Here is a 26,470-nt window from a genome sequence, read left to right on the forward strand (position 1 = left end):
TAGGTGAGCTTTTTCTATTTTCTCTAACCTCCCACAATGACCGGATCCCGCAAACTCGACTTCTCTGTCGAGGGCCTCGAGCCAAGAATCCTGCTGTCGGCAACCCCGACGGACGGGAGTGGGTTGGACCGTGTCTTCAACTCCGGCCCGGAAATTCCAGTTTGGCAGGTCGAGTTGATGGAGCAGGCGGCCAATGCTGCGACTGCTACGGTGGAAGAGGCAATTTTCACAGGTGGCGACGAAGTGTTGTTCCAGCAAGCTGCAGAACGCCAAGTCGTTTTCCTAACGCCGGATGCGGCAAACTCGGATCTGGAAAGCCAAGACCGCGACGATGCGGAGTTCGTCGTTCTCGACGGCGAGCAAGGAGCGTTCGAGCAAATCATTTCTTATCTAGAAGAGTCCGGCCCAGTATCTTCGATCCACTTGGTGAGTCACGGTGGACCGGGAGCTTTGATTTTGGGTACCGACGATGTATTGTCGCTGTCGACGTTTGATGAATACGCCGAAATTCTCGGCAAGATTGGCTCTTGGGTAGAAGAGGGCGGCGATCTTCTCATCTACGGCTGCGATTTGGCAGCGGATGAAGAAGGCGTTTCGTTGTTGTATCGAATTTCCGAGGTCACTGGCCTCAACGTCGCGGCATCCGACGACGAAACCGGCTCGTCGAACGAGGCGGACTGGACTCTAGAGTTTGCCATCGGCGCGCCTTCCGAGAGTTCATACGCGCTCGCAAGCGAAGTCGCATCCGTCGTACCAGCGGCGATCACTCTGGCCGCTCCTTCGATTTCAGGACAATCCGGTACCAAGACTTGGGACGGTTTGGACGGCGCCATTGACTTGGTGAGCGATTTGACGATTTCGTCTGGCACCTTGAAAAGCGCGTTCGTCGACGCAGGCTCCACGAGCAACGATGTGCTCGGCATCGTTGGCGCGACGAGCGGTTCGCGAAACGGCGTTTCCTGGAGCTACGATTCCATCGGCAAGCGGCTGAATTTGACCGGCAATGCGGCCGCTTCGGTCTACGAAGACATCCTTGAGGATGTGACTTTCACGAACACGGGAGCCGCGAATCAAATCGTGCAAGGTTCTCGCTCTCTCACTTGGAGCGTCACTAATACCTCCGACGAAACGGGTACTGGCGCCAGTACGGTAGTCGTCGACTACGCTTGGGTAGACGCCGGCGTTCAAGGCGCGATCAACGAATTTTTCGACATCCTCACGGGCTTCGCGACTCGCCTCTCGGCGAACACTGGAACCAGCGGATTTAAACCGTATGAGAACGACAAAACCGTTGTTCCTTATGTGCAGCAAACGCTGCGCGACCTCATTTATCCTCGTCGTTACAACGAGGATGGGGATGAAGTTTCGGACTACAATAAGACATACCAGCCGACCGATCTGAGTACGTTTCTCAATCTCGAGTCGACGGTTAGCAATTACCTTTCTGATAACAGTAGTCTGACCAGCGTCGCTGGCTTGGAGACTGCAATCGAAAACCAGCTCGACGCGATCATCACGCTCGCGGGCCTTTTTGGCATGAGCGACGCGATCTCCGAATACACGGTTGATGCGACCTTCGAGCGCGACTCCGATGTCGGGCGCAGCCTTTCAATCAGCATTGATCTTCGCATGTTTGACCCGACCGGAACGTATCCGGTCGATCTCGCCCAGCTCCAGGACGACCTCGGTCTGACATTGCCCAGCGATCCGAATTTCGCTGCGGGTGGTGGCGTTGAGTACAGTATCGACTTAGTTCTCGATTTGAGCAGCCACACTTTTGACACTGCTTCAGTCGCTGACAACAAGAGCGCTGTCACGGTTAACACCTTGCGCGGCTTTGGCGGTTTTCAATTCTCAGATCTCGACACTGACGTAGAAGTGGGAATGGCCCGCGGCACGACAAACGATGCCTACGGCAGCGTGATCGTCGATCTGCCGGCGACCTTCGACAGCAGCAACGACAAGAGCCGTACGCTCGATGGTTGGGCGAAAAACGGTTCGAACCTCACCGGTTTCTCCGAAGGCAATGGCGAGGCGAACGCGGTTTTCCCAATCACCGCCAGCTTGGTCGGAACGGAGATCACCACCTCCAACACGGAAGTCACCGTTTACGACGACAACATTTTCGATGAAGTCGGTCCAGAGTACACCGCGGTTGATTTCGAGGAGCTGCGCGCCTTCGCCTTGCTCGCTCCGGAAGATGTCATCCAAGCGATCCTCAACGTGGGCGAGCTCTACGACACGCTGGAAAATTCCGACAGCGACCTGTTTGGCGTTTCCGTTCCGTATCTCGATGGAGTGACGTTTGGCGATCTGTTCGCTTGGGAATCTCTCTTTGATTCAGAGATCGGATCCAAGATCGACATCAACGACGTGCTGATGGTGATGCCCGGCAAGAAGGAATTGGTAGCGATCAACTACGATTCCAACTTCGCGTCCGATCTGCTCAGCGGCACGAACAATTCGCTCGTTCGCCAAGAGATGAAGTTCGCCATCGTACTGAATGGCGACCTAGACAACTATTTCGAAATCACCGTACCGGCCGGAGCGCGCTTCACAATCAATGACGTAGCGAGCGCGATCAACACGCAGTTCGACGCGGCGAGCAGCCTGCTCGGCCAAGTCCAAGCTCAGGTCCGCTCCGAGTCGCTCGCGTTTTTCGCTGATGCGAGCTCGGACGTAACCGGCTTCACGTTGCTGCCGCATCCGGATGCTCCGGGCGATCTCGCGAAGTTCGGATTCATTCCGGCGGACAACGAACTCGAATTGCTCGAAACCGAAGCCAACGGCGGCTACCGCGCGACGCTTCCCCTCGAGCTTCCGCTGATCGATGCAGCGAAGATTTCTCTCAAGCTCGGCAGCGACTCCGCAGTGACGCTCGATGTTGCCAGCGTTGGCGGCGAGTCTGATATCGCTACTTTCCTCACACGCCTCCAAGGCATCGTGGACACCGCGCTCGGCGCGAAGGCGGGCCATGTTAAGGTACGCGTCGTCGATACCAACGGCGAAGCAATCAACTCTGGCACCGGCAATCTCGAATTTTACCTGCCTGATCTGCTGGCGGATGGCGAGACCGCAAACCCGACGAGCAGCTTCACGCTGTCACTCGTTTCCGCAGGCGATGCCGCAAAAATAGTTCCCCTCGGTTTCACCACCGGCCGCATCGCAACGGAGACACGTCCCGCGGGACTTCGCGCGTTTCAGGATTTCCTCAGTTCCAGCTTCACGGGCTCGCCGCTCACGTCTGGCAATCTTCTTTACGATCGCGACTCTAATACGGTGACGATGCAGTTCGCGGTGACGGGAACTTCGGACCTCTTTAGCGACGACGTTTCTTTCAGCTTCCCCGTTTCGTCCTTCGGACAAATCGAGTCGAGCGGCAGCGTTTCCTTCACGCCGGACATCGGCCTCGCGTTCGCAATCGATTTTGTGTTGGCGCCAGAAAACGCGATCAGCTTCACCAGCGGCACGATCACCGACTTCGTTCTCGCGAGCGATGCGGACTTCGTGGTCGATATGGTTCTCGGCGAAAAGTACAACGTTACCGTCACGAGCTCCTCGACTACAGGAAACACGACCATCTACGATCTCGTCGGTGATGTGAACAGCGCGCTCGTCAGTGCCGAACGCCAGAGCGACTCCGCCACCGTTAACCTTATTTCCAACACGTTCGTCGCCCGTGCCGCGAGCGACTCGACCATCGAGCTGACCAACGGCTATCAGCTCGGCAGCTACGATCTCGAAAACACCACCGGCGTTCTCACTGCCGACGAGCAGCTTTCTTTCACTTACGACAGCAAGGCGTACTTGCTTCCGATCAATGCTTCCCAAACGACCGGCCACACGGGCTTCGACGATCTCGTCAGCCTCGCGGAGCTGCTGCTCGGCAATGTATATATAGATACAAACGCGAACGGTTCGATCGACGCGGACGAAGAAGTCACTTCGCTCTCCGGCGACTTGTTCGTTTCAGTCGTGGGCAACACCTCGGAAGAAATCCGTATCTTCGCCAAGAACCCGACTCAATCGAGCTGGGCGCTTTCGATGAACCTCACCGCGGACCGCGATGATACGTTTGTCACGACGCTGAAGTTTGACGACCAGGCCGGGGAGTCGAGCGACGTTTCCCGATTGAGTGGAACTTCGAGCGGAGCAGGCATCCGTATCCACGATAACGGGGCGAACCCAATCGCAGTCGGCGACTTCGGCTTCACGGTTGCCAGCGCTTCCGGTAGCGGTCAACTCGGCTTCAACTCAATCGACTTCGACGGATTCTCCGGCGGCGCGGTTTCGGTAAAAGCATCGGTTAGCCTCGACGGCGAAACGCCGACCTTCCGCTCGGTCATTTCCGATCCGGAAGCGGAGCTCGTTCGCACGGTCACCAATCAAGCGGGCGACGCTGACGCCAGCACGACCATCACCTTCGAAGATCTTTCTTCAGATGCTGGAGCGATTGCGGATGACGCGGCGATCCAAATTTCCATTCCTGATCTAACGGACCTGACCAGCCAACAGCTCGTCAACTTCGGCACACCGATCCCAGTCCAAACTCAGATCAAGGATTCCAACGGCGCGGCGACGGGTCGTCTCAGTGCCGACGCGACCTTGGCTTTCTTCTACGCCGGTTCGAAGTTTGTCGTTACCGTTACGGTTGCCGAAGCTTCGAACAACAACAGCTTGGCGGACCTGATCGCTGACTTTAACACGAACCTCGCGACCGCGAGCGAAGAAATTTCTAGCAGCGTTTCTGTTGATCGCGATCTTTCGACGACTTTCCAGTTCGCGGATGAGAGCGGAGCAATTCGCGTCAAGGCCTACGAAGAAGCGGTCAATCCGAACTACGCGACGATTAGCTTCCTCCCGAATTTGACTCCAGCGTTTGGTGCGATCGGACGCCAAAGTGGTTTCTCTCCTGATGCAGTCGTCACCGCGCTGACCAAGGCCTTGGACGCGATCAACGAAATGCTGCAAGGCGACGATAGCCTGCTGAATTTCGATCTGCCGTTTATCAATGCGTCCATCGGATCGTTCTGGAATGTCACTGGCGACTTCGCTGATCGTATCGCCGCCTTCGCCGCGAATCCGCCGAGCGACGCTACGGAATTGACCGATCGTTTGCTGGCCGCCTTCGGACTTCCCGAAGAATTCCTTTCCGTTGCTTGGGATTCGAGCAACGACGCTTATCGTATCGACCTCACTTACGCGACCGGTACAACGGTTCGCAAGCAGGTCGATATCGATCCAGACGCGTATGAAGCTTTCGTCGACAGCGAAATCGGCGGCCTCAAGCGGATCGTCGACGCAGGCGCGAAGACGCCTGTCACTTTCGAAGGCTACGCGGAATTCACGGTTTCCGTTGGGATTGATCTAACCAATCCCGCGAACCCAACGTACTTCTTATATGAATACGACGAGAACACCGGCACCGGCACGAGCGTCGATGTTCAATTTATCGTTATTGGCGACGAATTGAATTTCTCCACACCGCAAGGCGCCATCGGCCTTTTTGTCCGCAAGGGCATGCTCCACATCGGTGGTGCGACGTTGCTTGATGGATATGGCGCTCCGGTTTTCACGAACGTAGGAGACTCCAATGGAGCGTCCTACTTGGTTCATCTCACTAGCGAGAATGCGGCCAAGATGACATTCCGTTTAGACGACGGCGACGCCAACGGTTCCGAGTCCCTATACTTGGATGACGTCGATGGCGAGGACAGGTTCACGCCAAGCAGCTATGTAGATAACTTCACAGGTTCGGCTCAAGTCAACTTGCCAGTCTATACGCCGACGGAGACGATCAACCCCTTTAATTCGCGTACAATCGACGGGCTCACTCTCTATGATCCGGACGAAGATTATATCAGCTTCGAGAATTCCGTTGTAGTCGGTGGGAATATCTTCGAATTGCGCATCCTCGATCTGGGAACATTCGTTTCTGATTCCGATACGCTCGCTGATGAACCAGGGCTGTTGGACCAAATTGGAATTGCGACTTCGGGTAACGTGTCGATTTTCGCTCCAGATCCAACAAGCGAAGACACCGGTATCCAGGCTCCAACGATTCTCGATATCGTTCGGGATCCAGCGATCTTGCTCGACGGTGTCGATGTATTGTTCGGCATGATTCAGACGGCGTTGTCCGGATTGGATAGCCTCGACATTCCGATTATCGGTTCGGCTCTTTCAAGTGCCGTAAGCGGCATCTTCTCCTTCCGCGATGGCTGGCTCGCCGATATGCGTGGTAAGTTGCGTGGTCAAGGCGAGAAGTTTGCCCAAACCGCGAAGGAAGCAATCTACGACGGCCTCGGAGGCGATGGAGCTGGTATTCTGCTGCAGCAAAACGGAATCAACGGCATCGATGGAATGGTTGGCGCGGAAGGTCCAGATGATGTGACCTTTGACTTCCTCGATGCGAACGGAAATCCCATGACCAATGGCGGCGGTTACGGCGCCCAGTCCATGGAGTTTAGTTTCCGCATTGGTAGTGTCTTGCTAGATACGGGTGTCGAGATTCCGTTTGATTTTGATGCGCTTCAGCCCGCGCTTGCTCTTGGCGTTGACGGAGGTTTCAGCTTCAAGGTCGCATGGGATTTGCAAATCGGATTTGGTGTGGATCTTGAGGATGGTTTCTATCTGACGGTGGATAGCAGCGCCTTGGCCAATGAGCTTGAGCTTCGTTTCGAAGCGGGTCTCAAGGGTGGCGAAGATCATTTCGAAGTACGCCCTCGTTCATCGAGCGGAACTAATTTCTCCATCTGGGATCGCCGAGCTGGCGATTGGGAAGAGGGCGTTAGCGCCAGTCACCAAGGTTGGGTGCGTGGTCCCCCGCAAGGCAATGGCGACCGCGATATTCTTGCTGTGATTAAGGTCGATGGCAACGGCAACAACTATCCGGACGTCTTGATCGATGATGGTTCCTCAGGCGCTCTTGACTGCGAAGATGAGCTGCCGAACGGTGGACCGCAAGTGGAAGCTCCCGAAGCGTTTTGGGTAGTTGCCGCACAGGATGATTCTAACAATTGGGTGCCCGCAGCGCTCGATTTACTCGGCCAGTATCGCGGACAAGAAGATCGTGATACGGACCAAATGGTTCCTTACGACCGCGTAGCGCCATTCAGCGCTTATGGCTCGCTCTTTTTCTTCCGCCTCGATGCGGTTGATGAAATCAAGGTCGGACTCGATCCGAAGGGCGACGCAGAATACTATTTCGAAGGTGACCAGATCACCACGGATCAGCGCAACGACGGCGACACCGGCGTTAATCGCAACAACGAGTTGCCGTCCCGCATCGCTGGCCGCATCGGTATCGACATCGTCGATCCGGACGAGGACGACCGAGTCACTTGGAACGAGATTCGTGAATCCGGCGCGGAGTTGATCAACCTCTCCCTGAGCGCGGACGTCGTGCTCAACCTGAGCATGGTACTGTCGGTTTCCGACAACGCGAACGTGCCACGTATCACGCTCGACTTTAACTTGGACTTTGCGGTCGAGTACCGTCTCGGCGTAGGCGTTGAAAACGACGAAATCGATTGGGTGCCGGAAGTTGGATTCAACAACATCCGTCTCGACCTCGGCAAATTCCTCAATGACTTTATAAAGCCAATCGCCGAGGAGATCGACAGAGCCATGAAGCCTCTCGATCCGATCATCGACGTGATCCAGACACGCATCCCTGTCATTTCCGACATCGCGGGTCGTACCATTACGCTCACCAACATTCTCTACACCTTCGGCGGTGGATACGGAAAGGCAGTCGCCACCGTAATTGAAATGGTGATACTAGTACGCCAGCTCGCCGGCGTCATGGCACAAGTGCCCGACGATGCGAACGTCTATCTGCCAATCGGCAATTTCTGGCTAGCCAAGATTTCCAACGGGCCGGCGGGGAAGCCCGGTATGGGCAAAACCATCTATTACGACAATAGCGAGGTCTCCGCTCCATCAGTTACGCAGCGTAACCAAAGCATGATCGCCAACTCCGAATCCGAGTTGGAGAAGGTCCAGAATGCTCTCGGCGCGACCGATGACCTCGACAAGGACGAGCCCCAAGACGGAATCACCAACGAGAACGAGAAGGGTGGATTCGACATCCCAATCTTGAACGACCCCATCACGATTTTCCGTCTCTTGATGGGAGAAAACGTGACTCTGGTTACGTTCAAGCTGCCTTCGGTCAATATTAGCGCCGGTTTCAATTTCGATCTCGTTCGCCTCGGACCGTTTGTGGCAGGTGTTCGCTTCGGCTTCCAGATCCGCACGAGCCTGGCTTTTGGTTACGACACGCTCGGGTTCTACGAATTCATTGATAGCAAGGATCCGCTTGATCTGTTCGACGGCTTCTACATCAGCGACCGCGAAAACGCGGACGGCACGGGTGCGGACATTCCAGAGCTCTACGTCAAGGGAACGATCGCTCTTTACGGCGGCGTCGATGTTTACCTTGCTGCGGGCGGCGTAGAGGGTGGTTTTGAAGTGACCGGGACGGTTAACCTGAACGATCCGGACAACGACGGAAAAATTCGCGCGAAGGAGATGATCGCGATCGTCAGTTACACGGGGAATCCGCTCGATCTGGCTGACATCGAGATCAAGGGCGAGGTCTACGCACGTTGGTACGCCAAAGTCATGATTCCGGTTCCGTATCTTTTCGGAATCAAGCGCGTCACGGTAGCGAGCTGGGGCAAGGAATTCGCCCGCGCCACGGTTTTCACCCTTAAGCGAGATGGAAACGACGGCCCGTCGGTCCTCGCCAGCCTCACCAAGACAATTGACGAAAACGGTGTCGAACACTCGGGCACGCTGCTGCTGCACATGGGCGAAAACAGCGCCAAGCGCATCAGCAATCAGGATCCTTTCTACAAGCGTTCGATTTCGCAGATCGTCGACGGCTCGGAAACTTGGACGCTCTCCGGTAGTGGTTCGACGGTTACAGTTAGCTTCGGTGGCTTCAGCAAAACATTCACCGGCGTGAGTCGAGTTGTTGGATACGCGGGTAAGGGTAACGATGTGATCAACGCATCCGGCCTCAATGGAATCGATGTCGAGATCGAAGGTGGCGTCGGCAACGATACCATCACCATCGGCTCTGTTCACGCCTCCGACGAAAGCTACATCCGTGGCGATACTGGGGATGACGTCATCTCTGTTGGCGGCGGTATCGTAACGATTGAAGGTGGCTCAGGTAAGGACTCGCTCTCCGGCGGTAGCGGCACAAACACGTTTATGCCAGGCTCGGACGCCGATACGATCGTTGGAGGCGGAGCAGGCAGTTATAATTTTGTCGTCCTCGACAGTTACTTCGGCGCGGTAGACGCGACGGGATTAAAATCTACCGCAGAAGTAAACCGACTCGATTTTACGGACCTCTTTAGTCCGTTAAACGGAACGATCCAGGGCACTGGCACCAGTACGATAGCCGCGGGCGGCAACGATACCTTGTCATTCCAAATGCCAGACATCACCGAGATTCGTGGTGGTCAGGGACGTGACGAGCTAGTCTTCACCGACCCGACAACGCACAGCGATGGCTTGTTGCTCCGGGGTGGGCTCGGCAACGACACTTACGAGTTCAACGGCGAAGACATGTCGGATGTCGCCGCTGCGGGTATCACCATTGACGACGATTTCATTCCACTCAACGCAGCGATTGTTAGCAATGTGACGCTCACGGATTGTGGTGGGATCGTTAAGGCTGAGCTTTCCAACACCGGTTATGGATACACAACTGTTCCAGAAGTCGTAATCACCGATGCGACTGGCACGGGGGCGCGGGCCGTAGCCAGCATCGACAAGTATGGCCGCGTCTCGAATATCTACTTCGTTGCAAAGGGTAAGAACTATAGCGACTCCGTTTCCGTGACGCTCGTCAACCGCGTTAGCAGCAACGATAAGGTTGTCTTCAACGTCAATCCCTCGCAGCAAGGCGTATTCGAGATCAGTCGCGTCGACGATTATCACGTCATCTCAAAGGGAGGTAAAGATATCCGTTTTGGCGATGAGATCGAAAACGTTGCAGTCAACGCTGTCGCTTCGCATGCGACCGTGGGCGACTTAAATCTCAGCGGCCGCTTCGATCTCGATGTCGATAAGTTTACCCAGTCGAGCCAAATTTCTGCGGATACGATTGTCATTTCGACATTCCAAGGGTTCGCGGTCGAGCATCCTCTTGCGGCGATAAACAACGGTGATGTCACTTTGGATGTTCGCGGAAACGGTACCGCTGCGACCGCTCTCCCGATCGTAAGCGGTGGTCGGGTGATTGGTTACACCATCACGAATCCAGGATCCAACTACAATTTCGATCCTCTGGTTACAGTGGATGGAGGCGCCAGCGGCTCTGGCGCGCTAGGCGTTGGCCAAATCGGTTCCTCGGGCGCCCTCACCGGCGTATCGGTCATCAACCAAGGCAGCCAGTACTCCACGCTTCCGGTTCCGCAAGTTGCCATCACTTCGCCGAACAGCATTTACCTTGATGCATCGATTAGTTCTTCGGCTGCGGGCTCTCCGATCGGAGCCGGCGATGGTCGCGGTACGATCACGTTGCGCTCGCGCCAAGGTGGCGTTATCACCAGTGCCGAAACCCGCCTGCAAAGCGGATCGGGAGTAGAGTGGGTGAACGGCGATTTCCGTTACCTCAATACGAATACGCTCGAAGATATCGTATCTGGTGGAATGGGCGCGACTGCTGAAGCAGTTCTTGATGCGGATGGACGCATCACTGCAATCAACGTAACCGATGGCGGGGCAGGGTACAACCTCGACTTCTTGCCAAGCGTTAAGATCGACGGTGTTGCGGAGGCGACGGCGGTCATCGATAGCGCGACCGGTCAGGTGACTGGATTTAACATCACGAACCCAGGCGCTGGATACGCGCTTGCTCCTTCTGTAGAGATCGTTTCCAACGGTCTTTCGAAGCTCGTAACAACGGGACAGACCAGGCAAATCAAGGCAGCTAACGGTTTCCTCATTCTGGATACAGCCACTTCAGTGGGAATTGCGGACCGACCGATCCTGACCGATGTGCGCGATCTGGTTGCGGTCGCCGAATCGGTGGGCAACAGTGAGATCAACGTTCTTGAAAACGACGGATTCTCCATCGGCTACCGCGATGGTATCAACGGAGTCAGTACAAAGGACTCCGATATCAACATCGCTACGTTCTCTGGTTCGATAGATCTTGGAGCTCCGGTCCAGCGTACCAATGCAGGCGGCGACTTGCTTTGGCAAGATGCGGAAAAGACCATCCCGATCTACGAAACCTACGGCGAGCAGACAGTCGTTAACGGCAAGGTTTACGAGATTGGAGACATCCTCTATCGCGGCGGCCGTCTCGGCTCTGGCGATGGCAACATCACCATCGTGGCGGACGACGTGGATGTGAATTCCTTCGTCGATTCGAACAACGGCAATCGTCTCTCTATTCGCCCTGTAAGTCCGATCGTGCCGCTTGGCATGGCGGGTAGCCGCGCTCGCGCGAGCGCAGTGGTCGAGGATGGCCAAGTGGTTTCTCTCTCGCTCGATTGGCTGGGACGTGGTTACGAATCGGCACCGCTCATTTACATCAATGCACCGGGCGATCGTTCGTTTGGCGTCTCTTCGATTCGCAACGGACAGGTTTCAGACCTCGAAGTCACCTATGGAGGCACTCGTTATCAGTCGAACCCGACGGTTACGCTATCCGCTCCTGATCTAGATGGCGGCACGCAAGCAACTGCGACAGCTCATGTGAATGGACTCTTTGGTGGCGCCGTCACGAGTGGTGGCAGTGGCTATACCTCAGCTCCAACCCTTTCCATCAGCGCGCCTGACGTTGATTGGGGCACGCAAGCGACAGCCGAAGCTGTCATCGATGGCCTCGGAAAGGTGATTGGTTACACAATTACGAACCCAGGATCCGGATACACAACTGCTCCGACAGTTTCAGTTTCCGGTGGTGGCGGTAGCGGTGCTGTGATCGCTCTCGATCACGAATCTGAACTTGGTGTGGTGACTGCAATGCGCTTAACGAACGCAGGTTCTGGGTACACGAACTCGCCACAGATAGAAATAGCTGCTCCCGGTCAACAAGCGCGTGCGGTCGCTGTTGTTGAGAACGGCAAGGTGACTGGCTATACAATCACGAATCCAGGATCCAACTACACTTTCACGCCACGCGTCACCATCGCGCAGCCATATGATTTCGGTCTAGACGAAGACGAAATCGACTACTTCCAAGAAGGCTTCGGTAGCTTCGAGGTCGGCCGCGAAGACGGACGCAACGAAGTCGTCACTGCGACTCCAGTTTTCCAAGACTCTCTGGTGTTGCGTGGGGATGAGTTTTTCTTCGAGAACACCACGGTGAAGGGTTCGCTCATCGTATATGGCGCGGGCACGACCTCGCACTTCAGCGATGGCGTTACAGATGTCACTGAAGGAATCCTCTATAACGACGCCCTCATCATTAACGAAGGCGCAACGCACCGGTTCAACAGCGGCTCCTACATCACTTTCCAGAATCCGGGTACGCTAAACGGTACTGCGGGCGGCGATGCGGAGCACGTTATCCTGAACGCTGCTGGAAACATCACAATCGAAGGCAAGATTGGTGGCACCGGGCCGCTTGGATCGCTGACGATTGAGAACGCGCAAACGGTTAACTTCGGTGACGACGTATATATCGATGGTGACTTGATCCTTGAAAACGTTGGTTCGGTATCATTCGACGGCGAGGTTCATGTGACCGGTAACATCATCATTCAAAATGCTTCTGACGTTCGCTTCAATTTGAGTGTCGAAGTGGGTGGAGACATCCAAATCGGTGACTCCAGTGATTATGAAGCGGTTCGCTCGATCTCCTTCGCCTCAGCTGCTCAACTCAACTTCAGCGGCGCAGCGGATCTTTTCGCCCGCGACTTCGTAACCTTCGGCGCCAGCGTCGGCAACAATCCGAGCTACACGCCGGATAGCTTGACGATTGGTAGCAACGGAGGGGTTTCCTTTAGTAATACGGCTGAAGTGAACCTCGGTACCTCACCGCTCACGATCGCTGCCGCGGCTAATGTTATTTTCAGTAACAACGTGTTTGTAGGTGACCTGCAAATACAACAGGCCAGCGGAAACGTAGACTTTCAACAGTTCGTCGTGGTGAATTCGCTTGATGTGACGACGACCGGCACGAACGCCTTGGTCAAGGTGAACTTCATGGAAGTCGGAGATGGCGACGCTGTGATTACTGCCAATAACATCGACCTCGTCGGTGCTGTCACGAGCGCGGGAATAGCATCCGATCTCACCCTCAAACCTCACGACACGGCACGTGCGATCAGTATTGGAAACAGTGTGATCGGTGCTCCCTCATTCTTCAATCGTCTCGACCTTAACGGCAACGATCTGCTCGCCGTTCAGCCCGGTTTTAATTCGGTCAATATTGGTGATGCCCAGAATGGAACCGGTACGGTTTACTTCGGCCTCGTAGGCACACAGCTCAGCGGCGTAAGTGCAGAATTCCGCAATCGCACGCAAGTCTATGGCGGCGACATCGTTGTTACGCAGCCGTTCGATATTAATCCGGACGTCGACTATTTCCGCATGGTTGCCCGTACTGGCAGCATTACCATAAACAAGACGATCAACAACGCTCAGGGCGGTACTCTCGAGGAACGCAACGGGTGGCTGCGTCTAGAAGCGGCGGAGAACATCATCGTCAACGCGGATGTTTTCGCCCTCGACAAGATCTCTCTCAATGCCGGCCGTGGCGTGGCCGGTACCGGCACAGATACAACGTCCTTTGATTGGACGGGCACGGCGCAGCTCGGTAGTGCTACTGTCAATACAACTGGCGGTCTTTACACAACGGCTTCGTCCGGCGATAGCCGCATCGAAATCGTTGCAGGTGAAAACGGCGGCGATATCATTCTCAATGGCGATACTGCGGAAGTTTCGATCCTCGAAGCAACCCGTGGCTCCGACAGCTCGATCGTTCTGCACGCACCAGCTGGGGCAATCACTCAAAGCAGTGGCCGCATCGTGGCGAACCTGCTTTCGGTTGAAGCGGACTCTGATGTGACGCTTCGCACCGTAGTCGACACCATTACGACTCAGACTATTGATGCAGGCGTCATCCCGTCCGCGAGCGATAAGACCGTTGCGGGAATTGTAATCACAGGAGCAGGATCTCTCAACCTGACGGACATCGACGGTCTCAAGATCGAGAATGTAAACACGAACGGCGGCGACGTAACCATGACCGCTGAAGGGAGCTTGGGTAATCTCGAAGTCGGTAATATCGACGCGATTTCGGGAGCAATCACTCTGACCGCCGATGGGGCGATCCTAGACTTAGATACGGCTGATGACTCAATCGCTAATTTGGTCACCAGCGGAAATGTCACTCTTGACGCGAAGACAGGTATCGGCGGAGCCGGTGGTAATGAAGACCTCGATACGGATATTGGCGGACTCGCTGCAACTAACCGTTTTTCCGGAGGAATTTACATCACGGAAGCAGACACGCTCACCGTATTCGGTCCTGTTACGACGTTGGCAGGAAACGGTCCAATCCTTTTGACGGTTACCACTGGTGATCTGACGCAGGATGTAGCAATCACGGCTCACGGTAGTGGCTCAATTGCTCTCGCAGTTGAAAACGGAAACTACGTCCAAAACGCGGACGTGAGTTCTACCTCCGGTTCGATCGATATCGACGTCACCAATGGTTCGCTGACCATGGCGGACGGAACGACGACCTCGACCGGCGACGCCGGAATTGATATCGCGGCCACCGGTGATGTATCACTGTCCTTGGTACAAAATGGAAGCGCAGATGTTGCAATCACTGCTGGATCCGGAGTGTCCGTGTCTGGCGCGATTATCGACAACACGGTAGCCGAAACGCCGAATATCATTTCAGAAGCGCTGCTCCGTCTCGAAGCCGAAACAGGCATTGGCGCTACGGGTACAGCGGATATTAACATCACAGTTCCTCGCTTAACTGCAACCAATCGCACGAGCGGCGATATCTACATCCGTGCCACGGACCAGCTGGAAGTTGTAGCCGATGGCTTGCATACCTTGTCTGGTGATGGATCGATCTCTCTGGAAGTCGCATCGGACAATCTTTATCTCAACGGAACGGTCACAGCGCAGGGCGCGGGCATCGTTGATGTCATCGCTGAAGCGGGTACGATCTTCCAAAATCAAGACATCACGGCGGGCGAGGGTATCACGTTAGAAGCAGTAGACGGTTCGATCGCCATGGCCGATGGCGCGGTCGCTCAAAACCGTATTGGCCAGATTGAATACAAGGCGACTGCTGACATCTACCTTTCTCGCTTGATCACGGAATCAGGCAACGATTCAGGTGCGGTCTATCGAGTCGCGACTGTTGTCGTCACCGCGGGAAATGGCACGAATAACGGTAGCATCGTCGATAACACGGTTGCGGAAACAACTAACATCGACACCACCGCGTCTGACGGAGTCATCACGCTCTCCGCCGCTACCGGTATCGGTTCCGTTGGTACGGAAAAGGATGTCAACTTCGCAGGCCGTTACTTGACTGCCGACAACCGAATTTCCGGAGACATTGTTTTGACGGGCTTCAATGGACTGGCGGATGTCACGGTTGACCGTGGCGGCGTCACGAATCAATCATCCAGCGGATCAATCTACCTCACTTTGCCGAGCGGCGATCTAGAGCTAGCGTCCTTGGTCCGTGCGTTTAGCAGTGGCGATGTAATTCTCGATGTTGATCTTGGAACGCTTACGCTTCGCTCAACTGCTGAAATTCGCTCTGCGACAGGAAACATCTCGGTAGATGCGAATTCCATCACCCAAGAGGGCGATATCGCTACTGGAGACGCGGGCACCATCGATCTGCTGGCGGACGTAGGCGGTATCAGCATGACGGACGGCACTTCGACAACGAGCGTCAATGGCAACGTTAGCCTCGATGCGGTGGGATCGATCGAACTCTCAGTCGTAAGCAGCACGGACGCACAGATTACGGTCAGCAGCTCCGCTGAGAACATCGTCGACAATACTGCTGCCGAAACGCCGAACGTCCAAACCACTGGTCTGGTGGTTCTCGAAGCGGCGACTGGCATCGGTTCGTTGGGCGCTGGAGATTTGAATACGGAAGCGGGCACGCTGTCCGCAGTGAATACCACTTCCGGTCTGATCGTCATCACCGAAGAAACGGCAGTCGAAATCGTGGGAACTGGGCTCGAGAACGCCGCTGCAAACGGATCGATCCTCTTTCGTTCGCTTGCCGGTAGCATCACTCTTTCTGCTGCGGTCGTATCAGGAAACAGTGGTCAAGTCTTCGTCGAGGCTAGCGGCGCTGATTCCGATATTGTTGCCAACGCAAACGTCACTGCAAACGCGGCCAACATCACTTTCCTCGCCGCCGATTCTATCACGATCAGTTCCAAGCTCGAAGCAGCCACTTCGGGAACCGTCGATATCGAAGCTCTCAACGGTAGCGTCACGATCGAGGGTACTGGACGTATCGTTAGCAACGACGATTCGGTTCGGATCGTAGGCCAGACCGATGTGGCACTTACAGGTGTCGACGCCGGTGCAGGTGATGTCACGGTTCAAGCGATCGACGGTTCCGTGACTGATGGTGGCGATGTGAGCCGCGACGTGATCGCGAGCGCCCTTCGAATTTTGGCAGGTGTGGGCATTGGATCGTCCGATGCTATCGATACGACTGTGACAACGCTTGCGGCTGCGGCGGCTGCGGGCGGTATCCGTTTCAGCGATACTGACGACATTGTTATCGGCACCGTTGCGATCGTAACCGTCAAACGTGTTTCCTTCGCCAACACCCTGAGCGATGTTTCCGATTCCGCCGCCACGACCGATCTGTCGGCTTCAGACGCTGGCGACATCGAGTTGATCAGCGAAACTGGAAGCATCACACTAAACGATGGAGTCGATGCTGATTCGATCGCTATCGAAACGACAGGTGGTTCCATCGAGATCACGGCCGCACTGAATATCGGCCAAAACGCCAACGTGGTCACCGAATCCGCTGGTACGATAAGTATCACCGCGACTGCTGGCGAACTTCGCATGGCGGACGGTACGCAGACTATTTCCGAGGTGGGCGATATCGCGCTCGCCGCGGGCACGGATGCTCTTCTTTCGATCGTCACCGCAACGACGGGTGCGCTTACGATCGAAGCAGGCGATCAGGTAGTCGACAACACCGCGTCGGAAGCGCCGAACTTGGTTACTTCCACGACGGCTCATGTTATTTCCGTCAATGGTATCGGCGATGTGAATACTGCCGACATCGACACTTCGGTCGGTACGCTGACCGCGTTCAATTCCACCTCGGGCAACATCGTCTTTGAAGAAGCTGACAGCTTGATCATCGGTGCTGCGGGAATCGTAGCCCAGGCTGGCAATAGCAATGTAGTCGTTACTGTCTTTGAAGGCGACCTCACGGTTAATGGTCCGGTCACGGCTTCCGGTTCCGGCAATCTTCTCCTAGAAACCGAGGACGATTCGAACAATGGTGTCGAGTTGATTGTAAATGCAGCGGTTACGACCGCCACTGGAAATCTCTCCATCATCAGCGATGGCGATTTGCGGATGCTCGCTGGCTCCTCGGCTATCGTTGAAGACGGTGCAGGCGAGCTGGTTCTGTGGTCACGATTCGGATACTTGGAAATGGCTGCCGATGCGATCGCCCAGACCGATGCTCAGTCCATTCTTCTCCGTTCGACAGAGTCCGTAGCGCTGGGCGTGGTCGATGCTCGCAGCAACGAAGATCGTCTCGCGGAATCGCTCGCTGGGCAGGCTGCTTGGGGTTACGTTCACATCGACGCCCAAGACGGTGCCATCCTGGATGCGAAGGGTCGCCTCGAAGATGCGATTAACATCTACGCCAGTGAACTGTACGCAGAGGCGACCGCAGGCATTGGGTTGCTTGGGTCCGGTACCGACAATGCTATCGAAATCGAAGTCGCTACCCTGACTGCGCAGAACACGACTTCCGGGCATGTCAACTTCCTCGACAGCAGCTCGCTGACTGTTGGGGCGACTGCGGGGAAATCGATCAATAGCGTCCATATCGATGCGACCCTCAATGCGCTCTCAGCTGCTGCAAACGCCGGAGTTACCACTGAGGCGGGCAACGGCTCGATCGTAGTCCGCACGGGCAGTGGCGATTTGACGGTCGGTGAGGCGGTTTTAGCTCACGGTTCCGGCAAGATCATGCTTTCCGCCAGCGCGGCCCTGACCGCAAACGCGGATGTTTCCTCCAGCAGCGGTCATGTGAGCATCTTGGCAGTCGACCAGCTCGCACTCACCGCAGGGGTGACGATTTCTACAGGTTCGACCGGTACCATCGATCTTGAATCGTCGACGGGATCGATCGCAATGAACGACACGGCTCTGATTGACGCCGCGAACGGTGATGTTCGCCTAGAGGCCGCGGGCTCGATCACGCTAGGGGGAGTCGAAACTGCAGCCGACGTTTCTCTTATCGCGAGCAACGGTTCGATTCTTGATGCAGGAGACTCATTCACTGACGTAGTCGCGAATCGCCTTCGCGTGGTGGCCGGAAACGGATTCGGAGTCTTTGATGCGGTTGGCAGTTCGACCAATGCGATCGAAACTAGTGTATCCACCTTCTCAGCACGTGCAGGATCTGGTGGCGTCAATATTCTCGAAAGCAACGGTCTGACGATTGATAATGTGGACGTCACCGTGCAACGCGTGGGTGCGGATGCGGAATTGACAGCCACGACCGATGAAACGCAGTCCGATGTCGATACGATCTCTGGTAATGGCTCCATCGTGATCCGTGCAGCTGCCGGATCGATTACTCTAAACGACGGCACCGCCGAGGATGATACTTCCGCGATTTCCGCCAATGGCGCGGGCAACGTTCTCGTTGCCGCTGAAGGTTCTGGCGCCGATATCACTGTCAACGCAGGTATCGCCAGTGGTACGGGCCATCTCACGCTCGCCTCGCAAGGCGGCGTTGAGCTGACCGCAGGCGCAAATCTCGAGACGGCAGGCGAGGGAACGATTGAATTGCTCGCTGCTGCGGGCGATATTTCACTTTCCGATAGCAGCAAGATTCAAAGCGTCGAAGGTGACATCCGATTGCTTGCTTCTGATTCGATTGTCCTAGGCGGCATCGAGACCGATGCGAACGTTTCTCTGATTGCCGCAACTGGCAGTATCTCCGACGCGGGTGACACTTATATAGATGTAGCGGCTGCTGGCCTGCGAATAGTTACAGGCGTGGGCATAGGTTCTTCCGCTAACGCCATCGAAACATCAGTCGACACCCTCACCGCTCGTGCCAACGCAGGTGGCGTGTTCGTCCTCGAAAGCGATGCGATTGCGGTCGATGACGTAGCGGTTACCATCAAGCGGGTGGCGTTGACTTCCGCTGTATCCACGATCACTGACGCGACTCAGTCCGACATCTTCACCGAAGTGGGCAACGGCTCGATCATTCTCCGTACCTCAGATGGAACGATCACACTAAACGATGGCACTGCAGCGGCAAACAACACTGCGATCTCCGCGAATGGCTCTGGAGTCATCCTGCTCGCAGCTTCAGGCGACGATAGCGATGTTGTTGCCAATGCGGATATACTCAGTGGAAGCGGTCACATCTCCATCCAAGCGGATGACAGCGTTACCTTTACCGCGACTGCCGATACGGCCACCACCGGAACGGGCACAATTGATTTAGTAGCGAACGCTGGCGATATCACACTCTCGGATACGAGCAAGCTGTCCTCTCAAAACGGCGACATCCGCCTGGTTGCTGCCAAGTCGATCTATCTCGGTGGCGTCGAAACCTTGGCGAGCGTTTCGCTCATCGCGACTACCGGTTCGGTACTCGATAACGGCGATACCTTCACGGATGTAGTTGCTGCAGGATTACGCGTCGAAGCAGGTGTTGGACTTGGTTCGTCTGCAAATGCGATCGAGACCAATATCACGAGTTTGAGCGTCCGCGCCACCGCAGGTGGAGTGAACATCGTCGAAGCGAACGACTTGCTTGTGGGTGATGTAGCGACTACCGTCCAGAGAGTAGAGTCAGATGCCACTGTTTCTGCGATTGCTGAAGCAACGCAATCGGATGTGGCCACGCTTTCGGGTAATGGATCGATTGTCATCCGCACGACCAATGGAACGATCACTCTTAGTGACGGCACCGCGGCCGCCGATAATACTTCGATTTCCGCAAATGGAACCGGCATCGTGCTGATCTCCGCCAGCGGTTCCGGACAGAACATCATTGCTAATGCCGACATCAAGAGCGGTTCAGGTCACATTTCCCTTGTGGCTGCCAATGCGATCACCTTCACAGCCAGCGCAGACGCTCGCACCGCAGGGACGGGTACCATCGAAGTCCGCGCTCTTGCCGGAAATGTTACGTTATCTGATACGAGCAAACTCTTAGCGGCGAACGGTGATATTCGTGTTGTCGTTCAAGGTTCTATTTACCTCGGTGGTATTGAGACCGGCAGCGATGTCTCGCTGATCGCGACTACCGGTTCGGTGCTTGATAATGGCGATAGTTTCGTGGATGTCGTCGCTTCGGGTCTCCGAATCGAGGCTGCAGTAGGCGTCGGTACCTTGGCCAACGCGATCGAGACAACTATCGCTACGCTGAGTGCCCGTGCTACTTCTGGTAGTATCAACATTCTTGAGACGAACGCTCTGATAATTGATGATGTTGCTGTCTCGATCCAGCGCGCCGCGTTTGATTTTTCTGTCAGCACTCAAACGGATGCTGCCCAATCCGATATCGTGACCACCGCGGGTAACGGTTCGATCATCCTGCGTACAACAACTGGCTCGATTACGCTGAACGACGGTACAACTTCGGACAACGACGCTGCGATCATTGCCCATGGCAGTGGCAATATTCTAGTTTCCGCAGGTGGAACGGGAAGCGATATCGTTGCGATCGCCGACGTCGTCAGCTCGACCGGCCACGTTTCCTTGGTCGCTGCAGATGCCATCACCTTCAACGGTACGGCGGATGTTCGCGCGGCCGCTGCAGGCAGCATCGAGCTTCGCGCTTTGGCAGGAAATGTAACGCTTTCTAATCAGAGCAAGCTCTTCACTGTCACTGGCGATATTCGAGTGGTCGCAGCGAACACTATCTTGGTCGGCTCCATCGAAACCCAGGCGAATGTTTCACTCATCGCTCAGACCGGTTCGATTCTCGATAACGGTGATGCCGCGGTGGATGTCATTGCTTCCGGGTTGCGTCTCTCCGCAGCGATTGGGGTAGGTTCTACTTCGAATGCGATTGAAACCACCGTTTCCACCCTCAGCGCACGTGCCACTTCCGGAGGTATTAGCATTCTTGAAAGCGCCGCAATCACCGTAGACGATGTCGCTGTGAGCATCGAGCGTGTGTCCTCGGCCGCCACGGTATCCACAATCTCTGATGCTGCTCAGTCCGATCTCGTCACGAGCAGCGGAAATGGCGCGATCATTCTCCGCACGACTACCGGCAGCATCACTCTCAATGACGGTACCGCAGCTGATGACAATGCGGCGGTCGCTGCTCATGGGTCGGGTGTTATTCTGATTTCCGCAAACGGCGCGGGAAGCGATATCACGGTTAACGCCAATGCCACCAGCGGGACCGGACACCTCAGCTTCTACTCCGCGGTCGCGATCGCTCTCAACGCGGACCTCACCACCGCAGGCTCGGGCACGATCGAGCTGATCGCTGCTGCGGGCGATGTGACTATGGCGAACGGCAGCGATGTGACTGCGAGCAGCGGAGATATTCGTATCCAGGCGAAGGGTACGATCAATCTTGCCGGCGTTAAGACCAGCGCTGACGTTTCCTTGATCGCTGAAACCGGTTCAATTCTCGACAATGGCGATCTCGCCATCGACGTGGAAGCAGCCCGCCTCCGTTTGGTAGCCGCTATTGGAGTAGGTAGCTCAGCAAACGCGATTGAAACCAAAGTCGGCACGCTGAGCGCTCGCGCTACTTCGGGCGGTATTAACATTCTCGAAAGCGACGACTTGGTCGTTGGCGACGTTGTAGTCAGCATTTCTCGGGTGGCAGCGAACGCTGCGGTTTCGACCGTCACCGACGCGACCCAGTCCGATGTCATCACCACCGCAGGCAATGGCTCAATCGTTCTTCTTACCAGCAACGGCAGCATAACCCTCGACGACGGCACCGCCGCTACGAACAACAGAGCGGTCAGCGCTCACGGTTCCGGCCTCGTTCTCATTTCGGCTAGCGGCAGTGGCAAGGGTGTTAACGCCAACGCGGACATCGTTTCCGGAAGTGGCTCCATTTCAGTTCTTGCTAGCGATGCGATCACATTCGCCTCCAACGCAGACGTAATCACCAGCGGAACCGGCACCATTGATCTCGAAGCGACTGCCGGTAGTGTAACTCTTAATGACAAGAGCAAGCTTTCCTCGGCAAATGGCGATATCCGTGTGGCAGCTGGAAACACCATCACACTGGGCGGCATCTCGACGAACACGAACGTTTCCTTGATCGCCGGCAGCGGATCGATCCTGGACGGAGGCGACACCTACGTCGATGTAGTCGCTAATGGATTACGCATGGTTGCGGGCAATGGAATCGGTACTGCATCAAACTCGATCGAGAGTGCCGTCGTTACTCTGAGCGCTCGGGCGAACGCCAGCGGTATTAGTCTTCTCGAATCCGATGGGCTGACGATTTCCGATGTTTCAGCCAGCGTACGACGTGTCAGCAACTCAATGACAACCAGCACAGTTGCGGATGCGACCCAATCGGATGTCCGTACTCTTTCCGGAAATGGCGCGATCCTGATCCGTTCGACTTCGGGCGAGCTCACTTTGGAAGATGGCAGCGCTGCTGATGACGATAATGCGGTGGTGGCTCACGGTTCGGGTTCGATTTCGATCGACGCGATTGCGGGCAGTATTTTGGCGGAAGCTGGTATCGCAAGTTCATCGGGCAATATTAGCCTGGCGGCTGCGAAGGACGTTATCTTCTACGGTGCTACTACCGTGAAAACCGGAGGAAACGGTACCATCGACATCAACGCTAAGACCGGCGCTGTGACGCAGTCGGATCACAGCCTGTTCTCCGCAGGGAACGGCGATATTCGTGTCGCAGCTGCAACAACCATAAGCCTCGGCGGTATCCGCACGAATGCAGACGTTTCCCTAGTCGCGGCCGCGGTTGTCGATGGTGGAGACCATTGGGTCGATGTATTCGCTGCAGGCCTACGCATTGCTGCGGTTAGCGGTGCGGGTACCGCCGCGAACGATCTCGAAACGAGACTTGGCTTGCTTTCAGCATCAATCACGGAAGGCGATCTCTACCTGAAGAACGCTGGCAGCCTCGGCATTGGCGCTGTTTCGACATCGGTCACACGCGTTGCTTCCGATGGCTCGACCAGCTCGATCAATGACGCCGCGCTCGGCAATTTCGAGGTTTCCGGATCGGCAAGCATCACCACTACGATTGGATCGATCACTCTCAACGACGGAGACTCGGATGGCGTTTCCATGATCGTTGACGGCCAGCTTTCCTTGGTGAGCGCGAGCTCGATTACCCTCAATGCAGCTCTAGAGGCGAATACGCTGCTCGCCAACGCGAAGCGCGGCGCGATCCAGCTCAATGCAGGTGTAGCGGCCGTCAACGCAAGGCTCGAAGCAAGCGATGGAATATTCCAGAAGGTTGTTCTTGCAGGCGATGCGGTCACCGCAAGCGAGCGAGTTGACTTGATCTCTAGCAAGGGTGTAGGCCGAAGCGGCCGAGGTTCCTTCACCGTTTCGGCTCCAGTCGTTTCGCTGGATATCAAAAGTGGTTCGGTCTACTTGACGCTGGCTGGTGAAACCGAAATCGCGGGAGCTCGTTTGAAGAGCGACGGCAGTTTCTATCTGTCTCAAAAATCTAGTGACTTAACGATTACGGATCACGTCAAGGTCGAAGATGGCAGCCTGTTCTGGAGTTTGCCGGGCGAATTGGTTCTGGAGGCGGATATCGAAGTATTTGGCATGATCGAGCTGGAAGCGAATGCCTTGACTGCTCAGGCGGCTACGCTGCAAACCACCGAAGGCAGCCTCACGCTTTACCTCTCCGGCGATGTTTCTCTCGATGTTGACTCGTCGATCAGCGCTCTGCTTGGCGACGCGTTGATCCAAATCGGCGGCGATCTGACGCTCGGTTCCCTAGACGCAGGCCGTAAGCTCGAGCTGATCGTTTCTGGCTCGGTGAAAGCGGTTTCCAGCGCGGCGGATGCGGCCCTGATCACTGCCGGTTACCTACGCCTCTACGCTTCCGGTTCGGTTGGCAGCGTATCCGCGCCGATAGTTATGGAAACGGACCGCACCGATTTGAAGGCTGAAGGAAGCTTGAGCTTCGAACACCGCGGCTCCTTTGAGGCAGGTCGCTTCGGTCTCGACCTGAAGAGCAGCGCCAGCCAGAGCATCCACCTCGTCTTCGATGGTGAAATCGGCAGCAAGGGCGGAGCGATTGTCGACCGCGGAAACGGTACGATCGAAATCGAGTCTGCCGGCGACTTGGTGATCAATACCACGGTTCGCAGCGAAAATGGCACGATAGAGCTTTCTGGCGAGCGAGTGCTCATGGGTAGCGACAGCGATGCCGCAATCGAGGCACCAAACGGACGTGTCATTCTGATCGCTCGCTCGGGTATCGGTTCAACGGATACGCCAGTTAGCTTCGATTCCCCAGAAGTGGAAGCCGTGTCCAACGGTGGTTCGATCGATCTTGAAGCGCTTGCGGCGACGGAGATTGTAGGCAACGGCGTTCGTTTGCTCGGTGGCACTGGACACCTCACCTTCACCGTCGCTTCCGGAAAGCTCGATCTCACCGCAAACCTCGTTAACGCAGGCAGCGGCGCCACTTTGATCGACGTGCTCAAAGGCGCTTTCGCCATGGATGTGACCGGTCGCTTGGAAACGGGCGCTGGATCCCTGACGCTTCGTGCGGTAGGCGACCTCGTAATCTCTAGAGCGGTGACTGCGGGTTCAGTAACGTTCACCAGTAGTTCGGGCTCGATCCTCCGGCTTGAAGAAGCTTCCGGAGCGAACCTCGTTGCTTCCTCCGTACCGCGTATCCAGGCTTTCGGGCTGGTTGACCTTGTTGTCGAAGCTGACGAAGTGGTCGTGAATGGAGCTACCATCTTCCGCCGCGGCAGTGGGTTTATCGTAATCTTTCTCGTATTTGGCCAATGATTCGACCCGCAAAAGATTTCTTAAGATTCGCGCTAGCCGTATTCGCGGCACTGCTAGGCTTCATGCCTTTCGCGGTAGGGGAGGTGTCTTTCCTGAATCGCGGTCTTGTTGATGTGGAAGTCGCTGGCGACGTGTTGCTCGCGATTAGCACGGACGGGGAATTGCTCCGTTCGACCAACGACGGCAGTTCGTTTAGCGTGAGTTTCACTTCGGATCCATTCGAGAAGCCGCAAGCGCTCGCTGCCAGTGGCCAAGTTGTTATCGCGGTCTGCGAAGGGGGCGTGGTGCTGCGTAGCGGCGATGCCGGTGTGACGTGGGGCGAAGCGAGCTTTCCGTTAAGCTTCGCGACTTTGACCAGTGCCGCCACAAATGGCGCCGGTACGTGGATCGCTGCGGGCCAATCGACAGGCAAAGGGTATCTCCTGCGCTCGACAGACAATGGCGTGAATTGGAGCTCGGTTGCTTTTTCGCAAGAAGGATCAATTGAGACAATCGACTACGATACCACTGCCACGACTTGGATGCTTGGAGGCTGGAAATTGAGTGGAGGGCGAACCGGCATCGCCTTTCGGTCTACCAATGGAACGAGTTGGAGCGAAGTCACCCTGCCAGCGGAGACGACATCGGTTTCCGCAATCACGGCAAATGGAGCGGGTCAGTTCGGCATGGTAGGAGCGAATGGCTTTCTCGCGGTTCTCGCGACCGATGGCTCCGTTATCGCGAGCGATTCCCAGACGTTTAGCGAAACTCTAACTGCGATTGATTTTTCCTCCGCAGGTGATTGGATAGCCGGTGGCATGGAGAACCTGTTGATTCGCTTTGCGTTGGCCGGGGAAGAATTGACTACGAGCGTTGCCCAAGCATCTTTGCCCGGAGCTCCGGAGGTTGCGGCAATTAGTGAAGATGCGTCCGGCAGACTGTTTGTCGCATCGGAAGTTGGATTTGAAGCGAGCGTGCCGGATCCAAAGGTCCGGATCGACCTGACGGACGGAGAGCTCGTGATCACAGCGACGGGACTGGGTCTCGGTAGAGAGTATTCGCTGCTCAAATCAACGGACCTACTCGCCTTCGAAGAGGTGCCGGACAGCTCCTTCGTGGCGACAAGTGGCACGACTCGATGGATTGTTTCGCAGGAATTGGCAGAAACTACTCCGGTTTTCTGGAAACTAGCCGAGAATTAAAGGGCACAGTGAAAGAGTTTGCGAAGGCCGTGTGAAGATGACGGTTTCGCTTTTGCTAGGCACTAATCTAACACGGGAATTACAGT

General features: G+C 55.8%; 2 protein-coding genes. Both read left to right on the forward strand.

What is annotated here, in order from left to right:
• Window positions 1-36 precede the first annotated feature (36 nt).
• Window positions 37-25,203, forward strand: coding sequence for a DUF4347 domain-containing protein (locus QEH53_RS13030; protein WP_309023643.1), 25,167 nt, complete (start codon window positions 37-39; stop codon window positions 25,201-25,203).
• The gene (locus QEH53_RS13035) at window positions 25,200-26,384 is read left to right on the forward strand and encodes a hypothetical protein (protein ID WP_309023644.1); all 1,185 of its coding nucleotides are present in this window, start codon (window positions 25,200-25,202) and stop codon (window positions 26,382-26,384) included. The genes QEH53_RS13030 and QEH53_RS13035 overlap by 4 nt, the downstream gene beginning before the upstream one ends.
• The last annotated feature ends 86 nt before the right edge of the window (window positions 26,385-26,470 follow it).

Origin of the sequence: Pelagicoccus sp. SDUM812002, assembly GCF_031127835.1 — a bacterium.
Classification (GTDB): Bacteria; Verrucomicrobiota; Verrucomicrobiia; order Opitutales; family Opitutaceae; genus Pelagicoccus.

What these genes read in the sequence shown, in the direction of transcription:
- QEH53_RS13030 (WP_309023643.1), top strand. Translation starts at nt 37, where the DNA reads ATGACCGGATCCCGCAAACTCGACTTCTCTGTCGAGGGCCTCGAGCCA.
- QEH53_RS13035 (WP_309023644.1), top strand. Translation starts at nt 25,200, where the DNA reads ATGATTCGACCCGCAAAAGATTTCTTAAGATTCGCGCTAGCCGTATTC.